This window comes from Streptococcus equinus (assembly GCF_049393805.1).
In the GTDB taxonomy this organism is placed as follows: Bacteria; Bacillota; Bacilli; order Lactobacillales; family Streptococcaceae; genus Streptococcus; species Streptococcus equinus.
On record NZ_CP185763.1, the window covers coordinates 710,648 to 736,009 of the forward strand.

22 protein-coding genes and 1 pseudogene are annotated in these 25,362 nt (G+C 38.0%); 8 read left to right on the forward strand and 15 right to left on the reverse strand.

Annotation, left to right across the window (positions count from 1 at the left end; translation table 11 throughout):
• Positions 1-132: 132 nt before the first annotated feature.
• From ACN0NP_RS03480 to ACN0NP_RS03490, 3 genes are all read right to left on the reverse strand, one after another.
• Positions 133-2,469 (reverse strand): endonuclease MutS2, encoded by a 2,337-nt coding sequence (locus ACN0NP_RS03480; RefSeq protein ID WP_024343554.1) that lies wholly within the window; start codon positions 2,467-2,469, stop codon positions 133-135.
• 108 nt (positions 2,470-2,577) lie between these two features.
• Positions 2,578-3,126: a CvpA family protein gene (locus ACN0NP_RS03485; RefSeq protein WP_423214999.1), complete on the reverse strand. Its 549-nt coding sequence runs from the start codon at positions 3,124-3,126 to the stop codon at positions 2,578-2,580.
• 5 nt (positions 3,127-3,131) lie between these two features.
• Positions 3,132-3,440, reverse strand: coding sequence for a hypothetical protein (locus ACN0NP_RS03490; RefSeq protein ID WP_004233227.1), 309 nt, complete (start codon positions 3,438-3,440; stop codon positions 3,132-3,134).
• A gap of 120 nt (positions 3,441-3,560) precedes the next feature.
• Between ACN0NP_RS03490 and rnhC the strand changes: the two genes are divergently transcribed.
• From rnhC to ACN0NP_RS03510, 4 genes and pseudogenes are all read left to right on the forward strand, one after another.
• Positions 3,561-4,460, forward strand: a complete 900-nt coding sequence (gene rnhC / locus ACN0NP_RS03495; RefSeq protein ID WP_423217563.1) for a ribonuclease HIII — start codon at positions 3,561-3,563, stop codon at positions 4,458-4,460.
• Between the two features lie 15 nt (positions 4,461-4,475).
• The gene (gene lepB, locus ACN0NP_RS03500) at positions 4,476-5,069 is read left to right on the forward strand and encodes a signal peptidase I (RefSeq protein WP_033153332.1); all 594 of its coding nucleotides are present in this window, start codon (positions 4,476-4,478) and stop codon (positions 5,067-5,069) included.
• A gap of 111 nt (positions 5,070-5,180) precedes the next feature.
• Positions 5,181-7,385, forward strand: a pseudogene (locus ACN0NP_RS03505) (ATP-dependent RecD-like DNA helicase); the annotation flags it as partial.
• Between the two features lie 499 nt (positions 7,386-7,884).
• Entirely contained in the window at positions 7,885-8,379 is a 495-nt protein-coding gene (locus ACN0NP_RS03510; RefSeq protein WP_027968357.1) for a hypothetical protein, read from the forward strand.
• 49 nt (positions 8,380-8,428) lie between these two features.
• Here the strand turns inward: ACN0NP_RS03510 and dinB are convergent, their stop codons facing one another.
• Positions 8,429-9,526, reverse strand: a complete 1,098-nt coding sequence (gene dinB, locus ACN0NP_RS03515) for a DNA polymerase IV (protein WP_423217670.1) — start codon at positions 9,524-9,526, stop codon at positions 8,429-8,431.
• Between the two features lie 222 nt (positions 9,527-9,748).
• Between dinB and pflB the strand changes: the two genes are divergently transcribed.
• Both pflB and ACN0NP_RS03525 read left to right on the forward strand, forming a co-directional pair.
• Entirely contained in the window at positions 9,749-12,073 is a 2,325-nt protein-coding gene (gene pflB / locus ACN0NP_RS03520) for a formate C-acetyltransferase (protein ID WP_021143135.1), read from the forward strand.
• A gap of 60 nt (positions 12,074-12,133) precedes the next feature.
• Positions 12,134-12,571, forward strand: coding sequence for a GNAT family N-acetyltransferase (locus tag ACN0NP_RS03525; protein ID WP_423217564.1), 438 nt, complete (start codon positions 12,134-12,136; stop codon positions 12,569-12,571).
• Positions 12,572-12,659: 88 nt separating this feature from the next.
• On the opposite strand, the gene ACN0NP_RS03530 is transcribed toward ACN0NP_RS03525, so the two are convergent.
• The 4 genes from ACN0NP_RS03530 to gla form a co-directional block, all read right to left on the reverse strand.
• Positions 12,660-13,274 carry a DUF1269 domain-containing protein gene (locus tag ACN0NP_RS03530; RefSeq protein ID WP_021143137.1) on the reverse strand — a complete coding sequence of 205 codons (615 nt, stop codon included), beginning with the start codon at positions 13,272-13,274 and terminating at the stop codon, positions 12,660-12,662.
• A gap of 96 nt (positions 13,275-13,370) precedes the next feature.
• Complete coding sequence (locus tag ACN0NP_RS03535) at positions 13,371-14,291, reverse strand: serine hydrolase domain-containing protein (RefSeq protein WP_423217565.1); 921 nt, start codon at positions 14,289-14,291, stop codon at positions 13,371-13,373.
• A complete protein-coding gene (locus tag ACN0NP_RS03540; RefSeq protein WP_074630116.1) occupies positions 14,288-15,034 on the reverse strand; it encodes a CppA N-terminal domain-containing protein in 747 nt (248 codons plus the stop codon). Before ACN0NP_RS03540 ends, ACN0NP_RS03535 begins: the two co-directional genes overlap by 4 nt.
• Positions 15,035-15,205: 171 nt before the next feature.
• Positions 15,206-16,051, reverse strand: a complete 846-nt coding sequence (gene gla / locus ACN0NP_RS03545) for an aquaglyceroporin Gla (protein WP_024343545.1) — start codon at positions 16,049-16,051, stop codon at positions 15,206-15,208.
• 119 nt (positions 16,052-16,170) lie between these two features.
• Here gla and ACN0NP_RS03550 point away from each other — a divergent pair, with 119 nt between their 5' ends.
• Entirely contained in the window at positions 16,171-18,453 is a 2,283-nt protein-coding gene (locus ACN0NP_RS03550; protein ID WP_423217566.1) for a Xaa-Pro dipeptidyl-peptidase, read from the forward strand.
• 36 nt (positions 18,454-18,489) lie between these two features.
• Here ACN0NP_RS03550 and ACN0NP_RS03555 read toward each other — a convergent pair whose 3' ends face one another.
• From ACN0NP_RS03555 to ACN0NP_RS03585, 7 genes are read right to left on the reverse strand one after another with little or no spacing between them, the layout of a single operon-like run.
• Positions 18,490-20,142: an ATP-binding protein gene (locus ACN0NP_RS03555; protein WP_423217567.1), complete on the reverse strand. Its 1,653-nt coding sequence runs from the start codon at positions 20,140-20,142 to the stop codon at positions 18,490-18,492.
• Positions 20,135-20,812: a response regulator transcription factor gene (locus ACN0NP_RS03560; RefSeq protein ID WP_423217568.1), complete on the reverse strand. Its 678-nt coding sequence runs from the start codon at positions 20,810-20,812 to the stop codon at positions 20,135-20,137. The genes ACN0NP_RS03555 and ACN0NP_RS03560 overlap by 8 nt, the downstream gene beginning before the upstream one ends.
• Complete coding sequence (gene phoU / locus ACN0NP_RS03565; RefSeq protein ID WP_423217569.1) at positions 20,809-21,462, reverse strand: phosphate signaling complex protein PhoU; 654 nt, start codon at positions 21,460-21,462, stop codon at positions 20,809-20,811. Before phoU ends, ACN0NP_RS03560 begins: the two co-directional genes overlap by 4 nt.
• Positions 21,459-22,208, reverse strand: a complete 750-nt coding sequence (gene pstB, locus ACN0NP_RS03570) for a phosphate ABC transporter ATP-binding protein PstB (RefSeq protein ID WP_033153357.1) — start codon at positions 22,206-22,208, stop codon at positions 21,459-21,461. The genes phoU and pstB overlap by 4 nt, the downstream gene beginning before the upstream one ends.
• On the reverse strand, positions 22,201-23,079 hold the full coding sequence (gene pstA, locus ACN0NP_RS03575; RefSeq protein ID WP_423217570.1) for a phosphate ABC transporter permease PstA: 879 nt from the start codon (positions 23,077-23,079) through the stop codon (positions 22,201-22,203). The genes pstB and pstA overlap by 8 nt, the downstream gene beginning before the upstream one ends.
• Position 23,080: 1 nt before the next feature.
• Positions 23,081-23,926 carry a phosphate ABC transporter permease subunit PstC gene (gene pstC / locus ACN0NP_RS03580; RefSeq protein WP_074567297.1) on the reverse strand — a complete coding sequence of 282 codons (846 nt, stop codon included), beginning with the start codon at positions 23,924-23,926 and terminating at the stop codon, positions 23,081-23,083.
• A gap of 8 nt (positions 23,927-23,934) precedes the next feature.
• Positions 23,935-24,816 carry a substrate-binding domain-containing protein gene (locus ACN0NP_RS03585; RefSeq protein ID WP_243602827.1) on the reverse strand — a complete coding sequence of 294 codons (882 nt, stop codon included), beginning with the start codon at positions 24,814-24,816 and terminating at the stop codon, positions 23,935-23,937.
• Between the two features lie 236 nt (positions 24,817-25,052).
• Here ACN0NP_RS03585 and ACN0NP_RS03590 point away from each other — a divergent pair, with 236 nt between their 5' ends.
• On the forward strand, positions 25,053-25,352 hold the full coding sequence (locus ACN0NP_RS03590; RefSeq protein WP_024343543.1) for a YbaB/EbfC family nucleoid-associated protein: 300 nt from the start codon (positions 25,053-25,055) through the stop codon (positions 25,350-25,352).
• Positions 25,353-25,362: the final 10 nt, after the last annotated feature.

A 25,362-nucleotide genomic window follows, 5' to 3' on the forward strand; every position in this document is an offset into this window, starting at 1 on the left:
GAACGTCAATGTCGTAAACGGTTAAAATTCAGTCGCGAACCGCCATTTTTTATAGGAAGAAGTTGAAAATCGTGGTTGCTCACAACTAAAAATCACTCAAAAAAGCCTAGGACAGACCTAGACTTTTTACATTTAACCAAGATTTGCGATGGTACAGCCACTGCCACCTGCATTTTGTGGGGCGTAGCCGAATGATTTGACGTGCTTGTTGCGACGAAGGTATTTTGTGACCCCTTCACGGATAACACCTGTTCCGATACCGTGAATAATATCAACTTGAGCCATGTTGTTAAGCAAGGCTTGGTCGATAAATTCGTCCAATTCTTGCATGGCTTCTTCATAACGTTTACCACGAAGGTCAAGTCGGGCACGTGGTCCAGCAGATTTCTTGCTTTTCTTAACCACATGGACTTGTTTTTTCTTAGGTTTTTGCGCTTCTTCTTGAACTTTGACAAGGCTAAATTCGTCTTCTTTAAGCGTCATCTTAATGAGACCAACTTGCGCTTCCCATTTACCGTTTTTCGTTTGGTTGATCAAGGTTCCGCGTTGACCATAAGCTGTGACGATAATATCATCACCCACGCGCGGTGCGCGCAATTTCTTAGCTTTCTTAAGAACTTTATTTTTCGACAAATCAACTTCAGGTGCCAATTTTTTCAACTGACTTTTAGCTTCAATGACTTCATGTGGTTTAAGGCTTGCTTTGTGGTGAAGATTTTTAAGGATTTCTTCACTTTCAGCCATGGCTTTATCCACAATTTCTTGTGCCTTAGCAGAAGCTTTTTCAAGTTCTTTGTCTTTTGCATGTGAGAATTCATTGTAAAGTTTCTTGACTGCACGATTGAATTTAAGGTTATCTTGTTCAACTTCTTTGATATGGTCAAGACGTTTGCGACTTTCGTGCGTTTGTTCTTCCAAACGTTCGATGATGCGGTTAACGTCCGTATCAGAATCCGTCAAACGCTCTGCTTCGTTAACAATCACTTCTGCAAGACCTAAACGACGAGCGATTTCAAAGGCATTTGAGCGTCCTGGCACACCTTGCATGAAATGATAAGTCGGGCTCAAAGTCTCTGTGTCAAATTCCATGCTGGCATTTTCAACAAACTCTGTCTCGATACCGTAAGCTTTTAGCTCAGGATAGTGAGTTGTTGCCATGGTTTTCACTTGTGTCAAACGCAAATGCTCCAAGATTGAAATGGCAAGGCTAGCTCCTTCTTGCGGGTCAGTACCTGCCCCCAATTCATCCACAAGTACCAAACTATCTTTATCAGCTGCTGCCAAGATATCCACAATATTTGTCATGTGGCTTGAGAATGTTGACAAGCTTTGCTCGATAGATTGCTCATCACCGATATCAGCGAAAATCTCATTGAAAACAGCGACTTTACTACCTTTGTCAGCTAGGATTGGAAGTCCTGATTGTGCCATAAGCTGCGCTAATCCCAAAGTTTTCAACATAACCGTCTTACCACCAGTATTTGGACCAGTGATGACAATGACGGTCAATTCATCAAGGAAATGAAGGTCATTTGCGATAGGATTTGTCAACAGCGGGTGACGAGCTTGTAAGAGCTGAACGGTCTTATCTGTGGATAATTGTGGAACGACTGCTTTGTTTTCTTGCATGAAAAGGAATTTTGCACGTACAAAATCCAAGTGTCCTAGAACCCAAGCATTGTTGCGAATAATATTAGTATGTGGACGAAGCATATTTGACAACTCACGCAAAATACGTGCCATTTCATGACGTTCATCTGCGCGCAATTGCGTGATTTCTTCGTTTAATTGGACAACGGCGCGTGGTTCAATATAAACAGTGCTTCCTGATGCTGAAATATCATGCACAACACCTGAAATACGATTGCGGTAGCTATTTTTCACAGGTAGAACTGCACGACCATTACGGCTTGCAATCAAAGTCTCTGTCAAATGGTCAGCTTGCTTTTTCAAAATATCTTGCAAAACTTGACGCACACGGCTTTCGTCATGATTGATTTGACGTCGAATACGGTCAAGTTCATGACTTGCAAAATTTTCAATAAAACCGCCATCGTTGATAGCTTGAAGACTACCTTGCAGACTTGGTAGAAGTTCGATTTTTTCAAAAAGATTATTGAGCGCATGCAGCTCGACATTTTCTAAATCATTGTAAAAATGTTTAACTTCTGCAGAAACTTGCAAGATTTTTTTGATGTCGATAATCTCTGAAACGTTAACATCAGCATCCAATTCTAAGCGACGCATACTTTCAGAAATATCACGCAAACTGCCAAGACCAAATCCGTGTTGCTCAATGAAAATCTGCTCCATATCAGACATTTCATCAAATGAACGTGAGATACGATCTGGTTCAGTCATTGGAGAAAGTTTACGTAATTCCTCCTGCCCCTGCTCAGTTTGTAAATAGCCAGCAAAAAGTTGCTTGACCTTATCAAATTCTAACTGTTCTAAAATTCTGTTATTCATATCACTATTATACCAAAACTCATCTCATCAAGCGCCATTTGGCACTTGTGTTTTCCTTTAAATATAAACTGAATAAGTCTGAGATAAACTACCCCAGACTCTTTTACATTATCCTAAAATTGCTGTCACCCATAGTGACTTAATGATTCCCGCTAATGGCTGAAAATCATTAATAATTAGACGTGCTAACCAACTACTTGATAGCAAATTCTGCACCATTGACATAGGAACAGTTGCAAGTAATGTCAACAAGAGATTACATGAAATCAGTGTTACTAAAATCGCCAAAACGCCACTGACACAATTAACCTTGACATTATCAAAATGATGAAGTGGCAATAAATGCACAACAATCCCTAGTAAACGAAAAAGCGCATAGACAACCACATAAATAGCTGTAAAAGCTACCCCTGCATAAAAAACTTTATCTAAATCAAAAATATTAACGTCGGTGAAAAAATTTACCACGGCTCCTTGACTCGGATTTGAATAAGGAATCCACAAAGTCAAATTTTCCGACAACGCTTGGTAAAAACGACTAGCTACAACTAATGACACAATACTCGCTACAAGATAATAAGCTTGCAAAATAATGCCACGTGAATAGCCAATATAAAAATGCCAAGCTAAAATCAGCAAAATAAGAACTGATAACATATATATTATTCCTCTTCAGAATCAGCCTTGCTGGCTTTCTCCTTAATATCGTCAATTGTCTCAGAACGGAGCGCCATCAATTCTTTTTCCATTTTTTCAACTTCAATCTCACGACTAAGCTGAGTAGAAAGGGAATTGATAGCCATTAAAATAGCCACAGTTTCGTTGTCAGCTTGTGGTAATTTTTCTTTGATTGTATTGTATTTTTCTTTGGCTACACGCTCAACTTCTTCCATAAAGAGGTTATCTTTATCTGTTGTTAATGTGAGCGACTTCTCTCCAAAGACGAATTTATAACGATTTTTGCTTTCCATATAGTCACCTCTTTGACATTATACCTTAAAATGGGCATTTCGTAAAATGTAAGCGTGAAAATAGCAGTTTTCAACGGCTATTTTGCCACTTTGTCTACCTTTTTATGTTACAATTAAAGCATGAATACAATTGTTATAAAACTAGGGAAAAATGACTTGCAAAACTTAGTCAAAACACTTGCTAGTAAGCAAATCACAAACAACAACCCTTACGTCACTTTCGCCGCAAAAATCAATGGCGTCACAGTTCTTGCCTACACCTCTGGTAAGGTTGTCTTTCAAGGCAGTTCTGCTGAAAAGGTTGCTAGCCAATTTGGTTATAAAGCTTCTGAGCCAGCCGAGAAAAGCAGCCAAGCTGGGCAAAACATGCCACTTATTGGTTCAGACGAAGTTGGAAACGGGTCTTATTTTGGTGGTTTAGCTGTTGTTGCTAGTTTTGTAACACCTGATGACCATGCTCTGCTTAAAAAACTCGGTGTTGATGATTCCAAAAATCTAAACGATAGCAAGATTCGACAAATCGCTCCAATCTTAGAAAAAAACATTAAGCACAAAGCTCTGCTATTGTCCCCGAAAAAGTATAATCAAGTCGTCGGGAAAGGCAAAATGCATAATGCCGTCTCCGTTAAAGTGGCTCTCCACAATCAAGCTATCTTTTTACTTCTACAAGATGGTGTGAAGCCTGAAAAAATCGTTATCGATGCTTTTACAAGCCGTCAAAATTATGAAAAATACCTCAAAAATGAAGCCAATCATTTTGACAATCCGCTCACGCTTGAAGAAAAAGCTGAAGGCAAATACCTTGCTGTCGCAGTCAGCTCAATCATCGCTCGCAATCTCTTCTTGGAAAACTTGGATAAACTCAGTCAAGAAGTCCAATATAAATTACCAAGTGGTGCCGGTAGCCAGTCCGATAAAGTTGCTAGCCAAATTCTAGCAGCATATGGTATGCCTGGTCTAGAGCACACCGCGAAACTTCACTTTGCAAACACTCAAAAAGCACAAAAATTATTAAAATAAAGTTGAGGAAGATTTATGAAACATTTTATCAAAGAATGGGGACCCTTCATCCTCTTTGTCCTACTACTTGCTGTCCTTCGTATTTTTGTCATCGAACCTGTCAGAGTTGATGGACATTCTATGGACCCGACACTTGCTGACGGTGAACGCTTAATCGTTTTAAAAACGTCATCGATTGACCGATTTGATATTGTAGTCGCAAAAGAAAAAGAAGGCAAAAAGACAAAAGAAATCGTAAAACGTGTTATCGGACTTCCAGGTGATACCATCACTTACAAAGACGATGTTCTTTATGTCAATGGCAAGAAAACAAGTGAACCTTACTTAGTCAAATACAAAAAAGCTTTTGACAATGGTGACTTGGAAGATATTTACTCTTACAACACTTTATTCCAACAGTTAGCTGATAATTCAGATGCCTTTACGACTGATAAAGATGGTAACACTGAATTTACAGTCAAAGTTCCAAAAGGTCGCTATTTCTTGCTAGGTGATGACCGTATCGTCTCAAAAGATAGCCGCGAAGTTGGTACCTTTAAAAAATCAGCTCTCGTTGGTGAAGTCAAATTCCGCTTCTGGCCACTTTCAAAAATTGGAGGCGTCAACTAAAAATCATTGAAGGCTTAGCTCACTTGAGTTAAGTCTTTTTATGCGGTGTTTGTCTATCAGATTTCCGAATGTTATAATAAAGCCACTATAGTAATCAAGTAAGGACAAGTTATGGAATACTTCTTTTCTGGCATTGTTGAGCGTATTATTTTTGAAAATGCCAGTAACTTTTTTAAAATCGTACTACTCGAAATCGAAGATACTGACTCTGATTTCGATGATTTTGAAATCATTGTCACTGGGACAATGGCTGAAATCATTGAAGGAGAAAATTATACTTTCTGGGGTGAATTGACCCAGCATCCAAAATACGGTGAGCAGCTTAAACTCACGCGCTACGAGCGTTCAAAGCCAAGCTCATCTGGATTGATTAAATATTTTTCAAGCGAGCACTTTAAAGGGATTGGTAAAAAAACTGCTGAAAAAATCGTGCAGCTCTACGGCGAAGACACCATCGATAAAATCCTAGAAGACCCAAGTAAACTCGACAGTATTTCAGGACTTTCTAAGGAAAATCGTGATAATTTTGTTGCCAAATTAAAACTCAATTATGGTACGGAGCAAATCCTTGCCAAACTTGCTGAGTATGGGTTGACTAACCGTGTGGCTTTTGAGATTTTTAACCAGTACAAGGAAGAAAGCCTTGATATTATCCAAGAAAATCCTTATCAACTCGTTGAAGACATCCAAGGGATTGGTTTTAAAATAGCTGACCAACTGGCTGAGCAGTTAGGCATCGAAGCAGATTCTCCACAACGTTTTCGTGCGGCACTTGTCCACACATTATTCGAACTTTCTGTGGAAAATGGCGATACTTATGTCGAGGCGCGTGATTTATTAGAAAATGCCATCACTATTCTTGAAGAAGCACGACAAATCGAACTTGACCCCGCAGCTGTTGCTAAAGAGTTATCAACACTTATTGCTGAAGACAAGGTGCAGAATATCGGTACTAAGATTTTTGACAACACGCTCTTTTATGCTGAAGCAGGTATCAAAAAACATTTGACGCGTATCCTTGATACCCCACTGTCTAAGCAATTTTCAGCCGAAGAGCTGGAAGAAGAAATCGCTGAAGTCGAAGAAAATTTTGGGATTTCTTACGACCAAGTGCAAAAAGATGCCATCAAAAATGCCCTGCAAAGCAAAGTCTTTATTCTAACTGGTGGACCGGGAACAGGAAAAACGACCGTTATCAACGGTTTAATCGAGACCTATGCTGCTCTTCACCGCATTGACCTTGAGAAAAAAGATATCCCAATCATTCTAGCAGCACCGACTGGTCGTGCAGCCCGTCGTATGAACGAATTGACTGGCTTACCAAGTGCCACGATTCACCGCCATCTTGGTTTAAATGGCGATAATGACTACCAAGCTATGGATGATTATCTTGATTGTGACTTGATTATCATCGATGAGTTTTCAATGGTCGATACATGGCTTGCTAACCAACTGTTTAGCTCTATTTCATCAAATACTCAAGTTATCATCGTCGGAGATAGCGACCAATTGCCTTCGGTAGGACCTGGACAAGTTTTGGCAGATTTATTGAAAATCAAAGAATTACCGCAGTTAGCACTGACAAAAATCTTTAGACAGTCCGAAGATTCAACTATCGTTACTTTAGCCAATCAAATGAGACAAGGCATCTTGCCAGCTGATTTCACACAAAAAAAAGCTGACCGCTCTTATTTTGAAGCTAGCGCCCAATACATTCCTGAGATGATTCCAAAAATTGTCAGCGCAGCTATTAAAAGTGGTATCAGCCCACAAGAAATTCAAATTCTTGCCCCCATGTACCGCGGAGCAGCTGGGATTAATCGCCTTAATACGATTATCCAAGATTTGTTAAACCCACTCGGTGACCAATTGTCATTTGCCTTTGGTGAGATGAATTTCCGTAAGGGGGACAAAGTTCTCCACCTCATCAACGACGCCGAACTCAATGTCTTTAACGGTGATATTGGCTATATTACTGACCTTATTCCTGCCAAATACACCGAGTCTAAGCAAGACGAGCTGTTTATGTCTTTTGATGGTACTGAAGTGAGCTATCCTCGTAACGAATGGCATAAAATCACACTGGCTTACGCCATGTCTATCCACAAATCTCAAGGTAGCGAATTTCAGGTTGTTATTCTGCCAATCACACGTCAGAGTCACCGACTCTTGCAGCGTAACCTTATCTATACTGCTATTACACGCTCAAAAAGTAAGTTAGTCATGCTGGGAGAAATTGCTGCCTTTGACTACGCGATTAAAAACGAAGGTGCTAAACGCAACACTTACCTCGTCGAACGTTTCACAGGAGACGAAGAACTCCCTGAAATAGATTCTTCTGAGAGCATCACTGATTCTGAAATTCAAGAACAAGAAACAGTTAAAAGCGCTCCTTCAAACTCCGAAGAAGAAAATTCATCTAAAAAAGCTGAACAACTCAGCTTGGATATTGAGGAAGAACTTGAAACTGAAGAGCCAAAAATTTATCGCCTAACAGAAGAAAATATGGCATTTATCGATCCGATGATTGGTATCACCCAAGAAGATATCGAACAATTTTTTAAACGTTCATAACTCAAAATAGGATTTTAAACCATTGAAATCCTATTTTTTTATCACTTAAAAAGTAAAATGGAATCCTGCAAATTTTGCTTTCACAGCTAAAATATTTAGAAGTATAAAACGATTTAGCCCTTGAAACTAAAGGTTTCCACAAGCTTACATCTTTTGATATAAAAGTGTTTACATAAAAAAATATTATGATATAATAGCCGTACTATCATATTAGTTAACCATTATTTTTAGGAGGTTTAAAATGGTTTCATATGAAAAAATTCGTCAATCTTTGCGTTCTTGGACGCTTTTCATCGCTTGGGTAAATGTTCTCGGCGCTGTTGCTAAAGTAGTTTCTATTATTAGTCACTTTATTTTAGTCAACAACCTTGATCAATTAAAAGCACAATTAGATGCTGAAAGCTATCAAGCTATCGAAATCTCAGCACATTTTGGAAATGTTATTCTTTATGTTGCTGCGCTTATCGTAAATATTCTTGTAGCTGTTTTAGCATTTAAAAACTTAGCAAAAATCAAAGACGATGCACCAAGTTTATCACCTTACCGCATTGCCTTGATTTATACTGTTGTTTACAACCTTGTATCTTTTGCTTTTGCAATTTACCTTGGTGCGACACTTTCACCATTTAGTATTGTTCTACCACTTGTCTTCTTAGCACTTTATGGCTATGTATACAATAAGGCTGCACAACTTTTAGACAAAGACGATGCTGATGATTCTGAAAGTGATAAATAACTAGGTCTTTTAGAAACAATACCGTCTCAGCACTTACTAAGACGGTATTTTAATTTTTGAAAAGATTTAAAGGACGAATATTATCTTCTAATCCCGTGATAGTAACCCCCAGAAGACGCACACCAACTTTGGATTCTTCCAAGCTGTCAAAAATCTCATAAGCAGCTTGTTCAATGATATTAAAATCATTAGTGGCATCATCTAACGTTTTACGCTTGGTCAATGTTGAAAAGTCAGCATAACGAACTTTCAAAACAACTATTCGACCAATTTTATTATTACGTGCCAGGCTATCAACAACACGACGTGCATTTTTAGAAATCTCTGATTTAATATCCGCGTCATCGTATAATAGCTTGCCATATGTTCGCTCACTTCCAATTGATTTTCGAATACGATTGGGTTTGACAGGAGAATTAGAAATACCACGCGCTTTGCGATACAAATCATAGCCAAAACGCCCAAACTGATCAATCAAGGTCATCTCAGGAATTTCTAACAAATCTGCTCCTGTATAAACACCAAGTTGGTGTAGTTTTTCAACAGATTTCTTACCCACGCCATGAAATTTTTCAATCGGTAATTCTTTCAAGAAATCTTCGGCATCTTCTGGCATTACCAATGTCAAACCTTTCGGTTTATCAAAATCTGAAGCTAATTTTGCTAAGAATTTGTTATAAGAGACACCTGCTGAACAAGTCAGGTGAACTTCTTGCCAAATATCATATTGAATCATTTTAGCGATTTTAATAGCAGATTTAATGCCTAATTTATTCTCAGTGACATCCAAGTAAGCTTCATCAATGGACATGGGTTCAACCAAGTCTGTGTAACGCTTGAAAATCTCACGAATTTGCATTCCAATCTCTCGGTATTTTTGGTAATTACCAGAAATGAAAATAGCTTGTGGGCATCGCTCATAAGCTTCCATCGATGACATGGCAGAATGCACGCCAAATTTTCTCGCCTCATAGTTACAAGTTGACACGACACCGCGTCCACCAGTCTTACGTGGGTCAGAACCGATAATAACAGGCTTTCCTTTGAGTTCTGGATTATCCCTTTCTTCCACTGACGCAAAAAAGGCATCCATATCAATATGAATAATTTTTCGAGAAGTATCATTAATTAATGGAAAAATAAGCATCATCCAGTCCTTTCTGATTCTATTATAACAATTTTCATTACTTTCAAGCAAAATTTACAAATTTCTAGTACAGTTGACCAACTTTCTGAAACTGTTCTAGAAAAGATTCTAGTTTTTTCCAATTTTTTCGCTTGGGAAAACGCTTCCTTTATGATAGACTTATAATTGTAAATGTAACAGATGACTTGTTACAGCTACTAGAATTTAAGGAGAAATCTCATTATGGCGACTGTTAAAACAAATGCAGATGTTTTTGAAAAAGCCTGGGAAGGCTTTAAAGGTACTGACTGGAAAGAAAAAGCCAGCGTTTCTCGTTTCGTACAAGCTAACTACACACCTTATGATGGTGATGAAAGCTTCTTAGCTCCAGCTACTGAACGCTCTCTTAAAATCAAAAAAATCATTGAAGATACAAAAGCTAAATACGAAGCAACTCGTTTCCCAATGGACACTCGTCCAACATCAATCGCAGATATTCCTGCCGGCTATATTTCAAAAGACGATGAATTAATCTACGGTATTCAAAATGATGAGTTGTTCAAATTGAATTTCATGCCAAAAGGTGGTATCCGTATGGCAGAAACAGCACTTAAAGAACATGGTTATGAACCAGATCCTGCTGTTCATGAAATTTTCACAAAATACACTACTACAGTAAATGACGGAATTTTCCGCGCTTATACATCTAATATCCGCCGTGCGCGTCACGCACACACTGTAACTGGTCTTCCAGATGCTTACTCTCGTGGACGTATCATCGGTGTTTACGCACGTCTAGCTCTTTATGGTGCTGACTACTTGATGCAAGAAAAAGTTAACGACTGGAACGCTATCACTGAAATCGACGAAGAATCAATCCGTCTTCGTGAAGAAGTAAACATGCAATACCAAGCTCTTGGTGAAGTTGTTAAACTTGGTGACCTTTACGGACTTGATGTTCGTAAACCAGCCATGAACGTTAAAGAAGCTATCCAATGGGTTAACATTGCTTTCATGGCAGTTTGTCGTGTTATCAATGGTGCCGCTACTTCTCTAGGACGTGTTCCAATTGTTCTCGACATCTTTGCAGAACGTGACCTTGCTCGTGGTACATTTACAGAATCAGAAATTCAAGAATTCGTTGATGACTTTGTCTTGAAACTTCGTACTGTTAAATTCGCACGTACAAAAGCTTACGATGAACTTTACTCAGGTGACCCAACATTCATCACAACTTCTATGGCTGGTATGGGTGCTGACGGACGTCACCGTGTAACTAAAATGGACTACCGTTTCTTGCACACACTCGATAACATCGGTAACGCTCCAGAACCAAACTTGACAGTTCTTTGGACTGATAAATTGCCATACTCATTCCGTCGTTATTGCATGAAGATGTCACACAAACACTCTTCAATCCAATATGAAGGTGTGACAACAATGGCTAAAGATGGTTACGGTGAAATGTCATGTATCTCATGCTGTGTATCACCACTTGACCCAGAAAACGAAGAACAACGTCACAACATCCAATACTTCGGTGCTCGTGTAAACGTCCTTAAAGCTCTTCTTACTGGTTTGAACGGTGGTTACGATGATGTTCACAAAGACTACAAAGTATTTGATATTGAACCAGTCCGTGACGAAATCCTTGATTTCGAAACAGTTAAAGCTAACTTCGAAAAATCACTTGATTGGTTGACTTCAACTTACGTAGATGCCCTTAACATCATTCACTACATGACTGATAAATACAACTACGAAGCTGTTCAAATGGCATTCTTGCCAACTCACCAACGTGCTAACATGGGATTTGGTATCTGTGGATTTGCAAACACTGTTGATACATTGTCAGCAATCAAATACGCTACTGTAAAACCAATCCGCGACGAAGATGGCTACATCTACGATTACGAAACAACTGGTGACTTCCCTCGTTGGGGTGAAGATGACCCACGTTCTAACGAACTTGCTGAATGGTTGGTTGAAGCATACACTACTCGTCTTCGTAGCCACAAACTTTACAAGAACGCTGAAGCTACTGTATCACTTCTTACAATCACTTCAAACGTTGCTTACTCTAAACAAACTGGTAACTCTCCAGTTCACAAAGGGGTTTACCTCAACGAAGATGGTACTGTAAACCTTTCTAAACTTGAATTCTTCTCACCAGGTGCTAACCCATCTAACAAAGCTCGTGGCGGTTGGTTGCAAAACTTGAACTCTCTTGCTAGCCTTGACTTCTCATATGCTGCAGATGGTATCTCACTTACAACTCAAGTTTCTCCACGTGCTCTTGGTAAGACATTCGATGAACAAGTTGATAACTTGGTAACTATCCTTGATGGTTACTTCGAAAACGGTGGACAACACGTTAACTTGAACGTCATGGACCTTAAAGATGTTTATGATAAAATTATGAATGGTGAAGACGTTATCGTTCGTATCTCAGGTTACTGTGTCAACACTAAATACCTTACAAAAGAACAAAAGACAGAATTGACTCAACGTGTCTTCCACGAAGTTCTTTCAATGGATGACGCTGCTGAAACCGTTGCTGCCAAATAATAAATATCTAAAAAGACTTTGTCAGTTGACAGAGTCTTTTTTTGTCCTTAAAATAGAGCTATGAAAATCAAACAAACACGAAATACACTCTCAGATACATATCTTGATGCCATGAAAATTCGTCAAGAAGTTTTTGTTAAAGGGCAGGGCGTCCCATTATCGCTTGAAATCGACGAAAACGAAGCTTACTGCCTTCATTTTGTCCTTTACCATAATAATGAACAAGCTGTCGCAACTTGCCGCATCTTGCCTAATCATGACCTTAGCCAAGTAACTTTGCAACGCATGGCTGTTCTTAAAGACTATCAAGGGCAACACTTAGGACAATACTTGCTAGAGGATGTTATTAACTTTTGTAAAGCTCAAGAGTTTAAACGTATCATCCTTCACGCACAGCTATCCGCCAAAGGTTTTTACGATAAACTTGGTTTTACATGCTTTGGCGATGAATTTGAAGAAGCTGGCATTCAGCATATCAGCATGGAAAAAATTCTCTAAAATTTTAAATATTAAAAGCTCTCTTATACAAGAGAGCTTCTTTTTATAACACTGTGGAGAGTTTAAATAGATTGACTGCTTTTTCTATTTATTCTTTTCCTCTTAGGCGATGGAATTTTTCTTTGATTGCTTCTGCGATATCATTACCTTGTTCTTTAAAGTGATTGATACGACGTTCGTTCATATCTTCTTGAAACTTATCAAACAATTCATCTTGAACCTGATCTGCAAGCTCAACTTCACGAGCAAGTGCTACAGCATCCCAACGCATAATATTAGTCTTATAAGGAGCAAAGACATGGTTTAGTACGCTTTCGTCTTCTTCATGAACTAGAGCAATCACCGCCACATCACCGTCAAGCAACTTAGTTGTGACTTCTTCAATCAAACTATCATCATTTGCATCGTTCATACTACCGCTGGCAGCACCAGCAAGACTTCCGATACCATATCCGATGATAACTCCGATTGGTCCGCTCAAGATACCAAGTAAACCACCAACGATACCACCAATTGTGGCATATTCGTGACTAGAATCATCAAAATCAACGGAATCTTTGATAGTAATTTTTCCATTTTCGTTTTTAACCAAAGCAATTTGAGCAATCTGTGTTTTTTGATCTTGCTTAAAAGCTTTTAATTCTGAAAATGCTTGGTACGCTTCACTTTCAACATTGAAAACAACCGTAAGTACATCTGCCATAAGCCTAGCCTCCTTTTCTCTGACTAACTTCATTATAGCACTTTCATGCAAAAAAAGCCGAGAAAAAAGTTAAGCGTTTTCATATTTTTATTAATCTTACAAGTTTTCCTGAATCCAATCAGAAATTTTCTTTCGCTCCTCAATCCAAAGAGGACGATCATCATAAGCATAGGTGCGATTCGTCAAGAAAATAGCTGCCTTTTGTTCTTTGCGGTTTATCGCAACATAAGTTCCAGTATAACCAGTGTGATCAAGCCAATCGCCTTCTTTATTCCAAGCAAGTGAACGCTCTTTATTAGCACGGCTATAATTTTGCCAAAGATCACGCGCAAAGTCATCAGTCAGATAATGCTGGCACATTTTTTCCAAATCACTTACAGTTGAAAATAACCCTGCCGAGCCAGAATGGCAACCAAGAACTTTCGCCTTTGGATCATGGACAACACCATCTGAAATTCCTGCAACGGTCGGCACAGCGTTTTTTACAGGTCCAAAACTGGTGTCTGACATAGCAAAAGGATTAAAGACCTCTTCTTGAAAAATAGCTTTCAAAGATTTGCCGAAGATTTTTTCCAGCATAAAGCCTAGCAGCAAGAAATTAATATCAGTATAAAGAAAATCTTTTTTGTCTTCTACCGTGATATGATTGATTGCATCTTTTAGCTGCTCAGCATTAAGAGAATCACGATTTGGAATAAAAGGATTAATACCACTGCTATGCGTTAAGAGCTGACGAAGCGTAAGCTTATTCTCATGAAACTCAGGATAGTAGTGCTTCAAAGGCATATCAATATCCAACTTACCCTCACGAACAAGCGAAATGACTACAGTGCCCACTCCAACAACCTTAGATACCGACGCCAAATCATAAATCATCCCAGGCTGGACAGGATTATCACCATCAATTGTTCCAACATAGGATTCTGACCATTTACCGTCTTTAAAAAGAGCTATAGAAGCTCCATGATAAATATTACGATCAATCTGATCATTCACAACATCAAGTAAATCGATCATTTGATGAACCAAATTTCAACTTGACTAGGATCTGAAAGAACAAGAACACTCTCTTTTTTATCCAAATAAATGGATTGCTCTTTAGATTCCAAATAATCTGCCAAAGCTCTCAAGTCATATTCTTTAGGAACTTTAAATTCAAGAATTTCCAAATCCCAAGTTTTAAGTGGGTCAATCGTCAAATCTGAACCGTTACCTTCTTTGAACTTAAGATTTAATGGCAAGTTACCACCAAAGATATCTTTATAGAAAGCTTGTGAGCTTGCTTTATCAGCAACATTTAGCGTCAATCCTTCAAAACGGAAGGCTGAAACTTCTTCTAATTTATCATTTTCAGGAAAAGGTCGATTGTCAATTTCTTCAAGAGTTTGAATGTCATCTTCTGAGTGTAAAAGGAAAAGGTCACCTTCTGGAGAAACTGTCTCAAAAGCATAACCACGGTCACCTTTAAATAGACGTTCTACGTCAACACCGTTACCTAAAATTGCTTCGATTTCATCAGCTTTAGGAATTTTAACAACAATTTTATTAATTTTTTTATCGCCTTTAACAGCACGAGTCCATGGTGCTGGTGATTCTTCAATAACAAAACGTGCATTTCGTTGTTTTGTTGAAAAAACGGCGATTGCATTTTCTTCGTGAACTAATTTAAAACCTAATCGTTGGTAGAAATCAACGTTTTGATCTCGATTATTGATTCGTAAAACAGGGTGCCTAAACGTGACTCCGTTAAATAAAGTCATAAAAATCTCCTCACAGTGTTATGTATTTATAGATTATACGAGTAAGTTCTTATAAAAAATAAGGACCGGGTCTTTTCTATTTTAGAAAAAATTAGTCAGTTTGACAAGAAATTATGCTTTTCACGACAAAACAAAAAAGAACCCGAAGGTTCTTTTTTCTGTTTTATTATCTTATAGATACAATAGTTTGAACAAGGCAATTGCAGCAATACCAGCAAGGATTGGAGCTACAACTGGTACCCATGAATACCACCATTTAGAATCGCCTTTGTGTTCACCAAGAACTGATTTTGGAAGCAATGCATGGACGATACGTGGACCAAGGTCACGTGCAGGGTTAAGTGCTGGACCTGTAGGACCACCAAGTGATGCAACAAGTGTCATAACTAGGAATCCTAGACCAAGGTGAGCTACTTCAAGTGATCCAGTTGTGTAAGGTGCAACTGTAGTTGCTGCTGTATTAGCATCGTAACCTGCAGCTGTCAATTGTGATACCAATTGTGCACCGAAGTAGTTTTTAGTAAGAGCCATAGCACCCAAGAAAAGAACAAATGATCCAAGGAATTCGTTCAAGAAACCGTTAATCATTGATACTTTGTGGCTAGCTTTAGTTCCGTCATCAGCAGCTGAAATTGTTGAGAATGAACCAAGGATAGCATTTGGGTTTTCAGTTTTAAGGTAGTAAGGTTGGTGAACCAAAACTACAAGTAATTGACCTGCCATAGCACCCAAGAATTGAGCGATAAGGTATTGTGGAACGTGTGCCCATGGGAAAAGTCCTGATACAGCAAGACCAATTGTGAATGCTGGGTTGATGTGGTTACCAGAAACGTTACCAAACATAAGAGCTGGCATCATAACGGCGCAACCATAACCGATAGCGATGATAACCCAACCAGAGTTGTGTCCTTTTGTACCTTTAAGATCGACGTTGGCAACAGCACCATTCCCAAGAATGAGCATCATAGCTGTTCCAATAAATTCTGTGATATATTTCACAGTCCATGTAACATCCATGTTTTTTTATTTCCTCCAAAAAAATATAGTTTAGACAACTAACATTTTATCAAGTATAATAGACAATGTAAAGGTTATCTGTGAAATTAAAACGTTTACTTTTAGAAGGAGAAATTTTCATGAAATATAATCAATTCTCTTACATACCAAGGCCTGCAGAGGTTTGCAAACAAGAAATGCAAGCTCTTGGATTTGATATTAGCAAGCAAGCATCTGATAAGTTGCTGCTAGAGCACTTCTGCCGTAAGATTTTCTTTAATTATAAAGATACGGACTATCCACTTGGCAACCTTATTGCTGATTTTGAAACTGATTTACTAACATTCTTGCAATCTGATTGTCCTTTAACGGCAGATATTTTTTATACTGTTGCTCTTCAATTGCTTGGATTCACACCTCATGTTGATTTTACAGATACGACCGACTTTTTAGAAAAAATTGCATTTCCAATCAATTACCAAAAAGGTCACATCATCGAGGCACTTTACCAGCTTCTTCTTAGTCGTCAAAAAAATGGTATGACTTTGCTTGATGACTTGATTAGTAAAGGACTTATCCCAGTTGATAATGATTATCATTTTTTCAATGGTAAATCTTTAGCAACCTTTAATACAAATGATTTAATTCGTGAAGTTGTTTATGTACAAGCTCCGCTTGATACTGACAATGATGGTCAGTTAGATTTGGTTAAAGTTAATATCATTCGTCCTAAAACTAGCCACAAAGTACCAACAATGATGACTGCTAGCCCTTATCACGAAGGGACAAATATCGTTGCTAACGATAAAAAACTTTACAAAATGGAAGGCGACTTAGCTATCAAGCAAGCAGGTAAAATCGACGTTGAAACTCGAGATTTCAAATCACTTGCAACACCTGAATTAGAACTTCCAGTAGGTGAAACTGAAGAAAGTTTCAGCTTTATCGACCCATACACATTAAACGATTACTTCCTAGCTCGTGGATTTGCAAATATTTACGTTTCAGGAGTAGGAACTGCTGGTTCAAATGGCTTTATGACAAGTGGTGACTACGCTCAAGTTGAAAGCTTTAAAGCTGTTATCGACTGGTTAAATGGCAGAGCTGTTGCCTTTTCTAGCCATCGCCGTGACCAAAAAGTTCTTGCTGATTGGGCAAGTGGGCTAGTCTGCACAACTGGTAAATCTTATCTCGGTACTATGTCGACAGCCCTTGCGACAACAGGTGTCGAAGGACTCAAAGTTATCATCGCTGAATCAGCTATTTCATCTTGGTACGACTACTACCGCGAAAACGGACTAGTCTGCAGCCCTGGCGGCTATCCTGGTGAGGACCTTGATGTTCTTACCGAATTGACTTACTCACGAAACTTACTAGCTGGCGATTATCTCCACAATAATGACCATTACCAAAAATTACTCGATGAACAATCAGCTAACTTAGATCGAGAAACTGGTGATTACAACCAATTTTGGCATGACCGCAACTACCTTCCTCATGCTGATAAGGTAACAGCGACATGCGTTTACACACACGGTCTTCAAGATTGGAATGTTAAACCTCGCCACGTCTTCAAGATTTTCAATGCACTGCCTCAAAATGTCGAAAAACATGTTTTCCTTCACAACGGTGAACATGTCTACATGCATAACTGGCAATCAATCGATTTCCGCGAAAGTATGAATACACTACTTTCTGAAAAAATGCTCGGACAAGATAGCCAATATGACTTACCAACACTTATTTGGCAAGATAATAGTCAAGAACAAACTTGGTCAAGTCAATTGACAAAATTTGGCAGCGGTGACAAAGAAACATTATCTCTTGGCACTAACCAACAAATCATTGATAACCACTATGGCAAAGATGACTTCGAACGTTACAGTAAAAACTTCCATACTTTCAAGACAGATTTATTTGCTGGAAAGGCAAACAGTATCTGCGTTGATATTCCACTCCACAAAGACTATCACATCAACGGACAAATAACCCTACATTTAACACTGAAATCAAGTGAAGATAAAGGGCTCTTATCTGCACAAGTGCTTGATTACGGTCAGAAAAAACGTTTCAAAGATGTGCCAACCAACCGAAACCTTCATGCTATCGACAACGGGCGCAACTTCTCACGCGAAGCACTTAAAGAATTGCCATTTGTCAAAACACAAGAACGTGTCATCACAAAAGGTGTTCTTAATCTGCAAAATCGAAGCGATTTGCTGACTGTCGAAGATATCAAACCAAATGAGTGGATGACTCTTGATTTTACCCTTCAACCAAGCATCTACAAACTCAAAAAAGGTGATAGCTTGCGAGTCCTTCTCTACACAACAGACTTCGAGCACACTATCCGTGATAACGGAAATTACATTTTGACAGTTGATTTAGAAAAATCAAGTCTTGAAATGCCAGTAGAAAAATAACTATCAAAAAAGATTGAACCAAAGGTTCAATCTTTTTTATTTATGAAACGTTAGTAACATCTGTGTCCCAATATTTTCCTGACTTTGGACTTGAATAGTAGCGTTATGAAGTTTCAAAGCATGTTTGACAATTGACAAGCCAAGACCTGTTCCGCCAACTTTTTTAGAGCGGCTTTTATCAACACGATAAAATCTTTCAAAAATCCGGTTCTGCTCTTCTTTTGGAATACCAAGACCAGTATCCTTAATAGCTAAGAAAACATCTTTTTTGTTCGATGTGATTGTTACTTCAACGCTTCCCTTATCACGATTATAAGTAATAGCATTATCACAAATATTGTACAAAATCGAATGAATCAAAGCAGGATTTCCAAACATCATGGTTGACTGACCTATTAATTGTAGACGAATCTGTCTCTGACTAGCTTTAGTAGATAAACTATCAAGAACATTTTTAGCAATTGCGTAAACATCCAATGTTTCCATAGGTACTTGATCTATCTCATCCAGATGTGACAATTTGATAATATCTTCTACTAGCTGAACCATACGCTTAGACTCTTTGTAAATTTTACCAGCAAAATGAGGAGTATCCTCGCTTGAAACCATTCCACTTGCAAGCATCTCTGAATATCCTGAGATTACATGTAAAGGTGTTTTTAATTCATGTGAGACATTAGCTGTAAATTCATGACGCAACTGTTCATTTTGCAGTTGTTCTGTCACATCAAACAAAAGAATAACTAATCCTGTCACCTTGCCTTCAAATAAAATCGGGCGAATCAGAACTTTATAGCTTTCCTTATCAAAATGGATAATTCCCTCTTGCTTTTGACCAGCTAGACCTGATTTTAACCATTTATTAAACGATAAATCCCTCGTGAGTTGTAAGATGTTTTTTCCAAGACACGTTTGATCTGTCTGAAAAAGTTGTTGCGCAGCATCATTGATACTAATTACCTGACACTTAGCATCCAATAAAATAATACCTTCTTTAATTTTTGAAATAATGGTATCAAATTCTTCTTTTTTCTGGTTTAACAATGCTTCTTGTTTACTCAATGCCTTTTGGTGATGATCAATCCGTCTTAGCAAAGGAGAAATTTCATCATAAGCTTCATTTTTCAGTGGCTGATCCAAATCTAAATCATTTAAAGGCGCCACAATACGTTTAGCAGTATATCGCGCGACCCAAATGGATAATGTAATAGCTAATATGATAATTAGCGCAAATGGCTGAAACATTCGAATGTATAGTAACAACAAGCTGTGCTGTGTCACTGATAATCGGATAACCGTTCCATTATCTAGACGCTGCGCTAGATATAGAGACTTAGTTGTTAAGGTTGATGAATAGCGCGTGCTTTCTCCTTTTCCATCAGTCAAGGCTTCCTTAAATTCTTTCCGATTGGCATGGTTATCCATTTTCTTAGCATCATACTGATTATCATAGAGGACATTTCCTTCGTGGTCAATCCAAGTCATTCGAACTCCGGATACCTTAAGGTAATCAAAGTACCTCTTTCCCTCAAGGTTTACCCCTTGAGCAACCAAAGAAGTCTCCGCACGAAGTTGCTCTTTTTGTACCTGAGCAAAGTAGCTATAAAGAACCCCCATAATTAACATAACTGCCAAAAAGAGAATTCCCAAAGTTACCATAAGTGTCGAACGAAAAATTTTCTTAACCATTATCATCCTCCAGACGATATCCTACACCACGAATGGTTTGAATATAGTGACCTGCATCGCCAAGCTTTGTTCGAAGCGTCCCAATATGAACATCCACCGTTCTAGTTTCACCTAAAAAATCATCGTTCCAAACTTGTTTGAGCAAATCTTGTCTGGTAAAGACACGATTTGGATTTTTCATCATAAGAACAAGAAGTTCAAATTCTTTTAGGGTTAAATGAATCACTTGATTATCTTTTTTTACAACATAATTTTGAACATCTAGTGATAAATTTCCAAGTTTCAACATCTTAGGAACATGTCCTTTTTGGCTTCGACGCAAAACTGCCTTAATTCGAGAAATCATCTCCATCATACCAAATGGCTTCACAAGGTAATCATCAGCTCCCATATCTAAACCTTTTACCTTGTCATATTCTGTTCCTTTAGCTGTTGCCATAATGACTGGGATGCCTGCAGTCGCAGGTGTTTGTTCTAACTTTTCTAAAATGGCTAAACCATCACTTCCAGGCAACATAATATCTAATAAAATCAAATCTGGTTGTTGGAGAGATATAGCTTGCCAAAAATCATCTCCATCAGGAAATCCCTGAGTTTCAAAGCCAGCTGTTTTTAAAGTATAAAGCATCAATTCACGAATATCATCATCGTCTTCAACACAGTAAATCATATGTCATCTCCATCTAGTTGCCCCGTAATGGAAAAAATTACCCATTTAGCAATATTAACCGTATGGTCTCCAATACGTTCAATGTACTTGGCTACCATCAAGACATCAATAGCATGCTCACCATCAACATCCTTACCTGAGAAATATGTCATCAGATTTACCTTTATTGTATCAAAATCTTGGTTAACTGTACTGTCAGAACAGATAACCTGATTTGCCATCTTCTCATTCTCATATAGAAAGGCATCAATACTGGTTGTCACCATGCCTACAACGTGATTAGCCATTTTTTTCAAATGTTCTAATTCTGGCCCTGGTTGAATATGTCCTTGGTTCACAATCTCACCAATTTCTGCAGCTTGAGCGCCAATACGTTTCATATCATAAACCATCTTAAGAGCTGCTGAAACATATCTCAAATCTTTAGCTACGGGCTGTTGACGTAAGAGTAATTTTAAACACTGCTCTTCGATGTCACGCTCAGATTGTTCAATTTTTTGATAAGTTTTAATCACATTGTTAACCAAATATGAATCATCTTTCTTCAAAAATTGAACAGATTTTGAAATGGCATCCTCACACAAAGCTCCCATCAGAATGACATTTTTCGTTAGCTCTTCCAGTTGATTTTCAAATGTTGAACGAATCATCCAAATCTCCCCGTAATATAATTTTCTGTTCTTTCATCTTGTGGCAGTGAAAAGAGCTGACTCGTTTGATTACACTCAATCAACTCCCCCATTAAAAAGAAAGCTGTTTGGTCTGAGACCCTAACTGCTTGTTGCATATTATGTGTTACCATAACAATGCTGTATTTATCTTTTAAAGTAACTGCCAAATCTTCAATCTTTGATGTTGATATAGGATCAAGTGCGCTAGTCGGCTCATCCATCAGCAAGACCTCTGGTTCAATAGCCAAAGCACGCGCAATACAAAGACGCTGTTGCTGTCCACCTGATAAGCCCATAGCTGATTTGTTCAAACGATCTTTGACCTCATCCCAAATAGCTGCCTGTTTTAAAGAGCGTTCAACAATTTCATCCAATTGAGCTTTCGCATGAATGCCATGTGTCCTTGGACCAAAAGCGATATTGTCATAAATACTCATTGGAAATGGATTAGGTTTTTGAAACACCATTCCGACTTTCTTACGCAGACTATTGATATCAACATCTTGGTAAATATCCTTACCGTCTAGAATGACTTTTCCAGTAATGCGGCAATCTTTAACCAAATCATTCATACGGTTCAAACTTTTTAGCAAGGTTGATTTTCCACATCCTGATGGTCCAATGAAGGCAGTAATACCATTTGCTGGAATTTCCAAATTAATCGATTTTAAGGCATGAAAATCACCATAATACAAATCTAAATTATCAACAATTAACTTACTCATCACCCATCTCACTTCCTAAACGTCTAGCCACAAAACCAGATAAAATATTAATACCAATAACCAATCCTAAAAGAACTACCGCTGTTGCATAAGTCTGATTAAGATATAACCCCTCACCAGATATTGCATACATGTGAACTGCTAAAGTTCGAGATGAACTAAAGATACTTCTTGCCACTTCTGCCACAGTCCCAGCTGTAAAAATCAAAGCTGCTGACTCTCCAATAATACGACCAATCGCTAAAATAATCCCTGAGAAAATACCTGGTATTGCACTTGGTAAAACTATCTTAAAAATTGTCCGTAATTTTCCAGCCCCTAAAGCAAATGCTCCTTCTCGATAACCATCTGGAACAGATAGCAAAGCTTCTTCTGTTGTACGCATAATCAAAGGAAGAATCATAATACTTAAAGTAATCGCACCAGATAGCAAAGATAATCCAAAGTGCACATACTTAACAAAGAAAAGCGCTCCGAATAAACCATAAATAATTGAAGGAATCCCTGACAAAGTTTCAGTAGCAACTCTAATAATTGCAACTAATGGATTGTTTCTTCTAGCGTATTCCGTCAGGTAAATAGAAGCACTGATTCCAACAGGAACAGCAATCAAAAGTGTCAATAAAGTTATCAGCAAGGTATTAATCAAAGCCGGTAACAAGGAAACATTTTTTGTCGTATAAGTTAAGGCAAATAGCCCTTTACTAAGATGAGGTGCTCCTTTGATTAGAATATAAATGACAATAAAAGCAATGACTAAAAAACTCAGAAATGCCGCTAAATACACCATGTAAAATAAAATCATTGAAAGAGGATCTTTTTTACGAGAATCAATCCTTTGTTTGATATTTCTCTGATTGATATTTTTCATACTAATCCTCTTTCCGTAATAATGAGAAAATAATATTAACAATCAAAACAAACAAAAATAGAATAACCGACGTTCCAATTAGAGCTTGCCTATGAAGTCCTGATGAATAACCCATTTCCATAACAATGTTTGTTGTTAAAGTTCGAACACCTGAGGTCAACGAACTTGGTAAAATCGCCTGATTACCTGCTACCATAATAACAGCCATAGTTTCTCCAACAGCGCGACCGAGTCCGAGAATAACAGATGCCAAGATACCACGTTTGGCAGCAGGAAGTACAACAAAAAATATACTTCTTTCATGAGAAGCACCTAAAGCTAACCCACCTTCATAGTAATGATTGGGCACTGCCCGAATAGCTGACTCCGACACACTGACAATTGTTGGCAAAATCATTATTCCCAAAAGAATCGATGCCGTTAGTACTCCCATACCATAGCCGCCAATATAATTACGAACAAACGGAACAAGAACAACCAAACCAAAGAATCCATAAACAACCGACGGAATCCCAGCCATTAAATTAATAGCTGACTTCAAAGGTTTATAAAGTATAGGCGGACAAAACTTTGCCATAAAAACTGCCGTAAAAATACCAATCGGAACCCCAATAACTAAAGCACCTAAAGTCACATAAAGTGACCCAACAATCATCGGTAGAATGCCGAATTCATTACTTGACGGGCGCCAAACTTCTCCCAGAAGAAAATTTTTAATGCCAATTTCTTTAATCGCTGGCAATCCATTTGCCATCAAGAAAATGCAAATCAATAAAACTGAAACGATTGAAATACAGGCTGCTAAAAAGAAGACCCCCTGCATCATTTTCTCTTTTTTGTGATTCATGACTTCCTCTAATCTCTCAAATCTTTCCAGTCTGTTATTTTTCCAGAGAAGATATCTTTTACTTGTTGGCTAGTCAAGTTCTTTACTTTATTTGCTTTATTAACAACAAGTGCAATGCCATCCATTGCAATAACAGTTGATGAAACACCTTTTGATTTTTCACTTTTCTCTAATTCACGAGAAGCCATACCAATATCTGACGTACCATCAATAGTATCAGTAATACCAGTTGATGAATCACTTTGTTGAATATCAACTTTGACATCAGGATTAACCTTGCCATAAGCCTCTTTCAACTTCTCCATCACTGGGGTTACCGAACTTGAACCAGAAACCACCACTTTTCCAGTTGACACACTTGTTTGATAGGACTCTTGCTGCTCAAGAGGAATGTAGCCACTATCCTTAACAATCTTTTGACCATCACTACTTAAGATATAAGCAATAAAATCTTTTGCTGGCTTACTGATTTCTGATTTTGTCACAATATTAAATGGACGAGAAATTTTATAAGAACCATCCTTAATCGCCTCAACACTAGCCTTTTGACCATCAATATCCAAAACTTTGACATTATCATTAAGAGCTCCTAATGAAGCGTAGCCAATTGCTGACTTATCACCAGAGACAGTTGTTAGAGTTACTGAAGTTGAGTTTGTTACGATAGCATTTGATGTGGTCATATCAACCGCATCACCTTTACTGTTTTCACCCTTTAGACCAAAAAGTTCAACAAAAGCACCACGTGTACCTGAACCTTCTTCACGAGATACAACATTAATCTGTCCCATTCCTGAATCGGTTTTCGCTGATTTTTCACAAGCAGATAACACTGCACCTGCTCCCAAACCAAGAAGTGCTAAACCGGCTAACATTTTCCATTTTTTCATGACGTTCTCCTTTAACATCTTTATAGTCGTCATTATATGCCGTTAATATCAAATCCGTTACCTGTTTTTTGTAAAGTTTTTGTAAAATCCTTTCTTACCCAAAAGCAATAAAGACATGCTCAACTCCAAACTTTAAGTTCTGTAGGAAAGATGCTATAATATTAATATCTTTTTCAAGATAAATTTCCAAATTAATAAAGGATTAAACCCTTGCTCTGAAAGGAATCTCGTTAATTATGATGAACATGCAAAACATGATGCGTCAAGCTCAAAAACTTCAAAAACAAATGGAGAAAAAACAAGCTGAGCTTGCTAGCACAACTTTCACTGGAAAATCAGCTCAAGAACTTGTCGTTGCTGAATTCACAGGTGACAAAAAATTGGTAAATATCTCATTCAAAGATGCTATCGTTGACCCAGATGATATCGAAACACTTCAAGATATGACAACTCAAGCTATCAACGATGCTCTTGCTCAAGTTGATGCTGCAACACAAAAAACTCTTGGCGCATTTGCAGGAAAATTGCCATTCTAATTTTAAAACA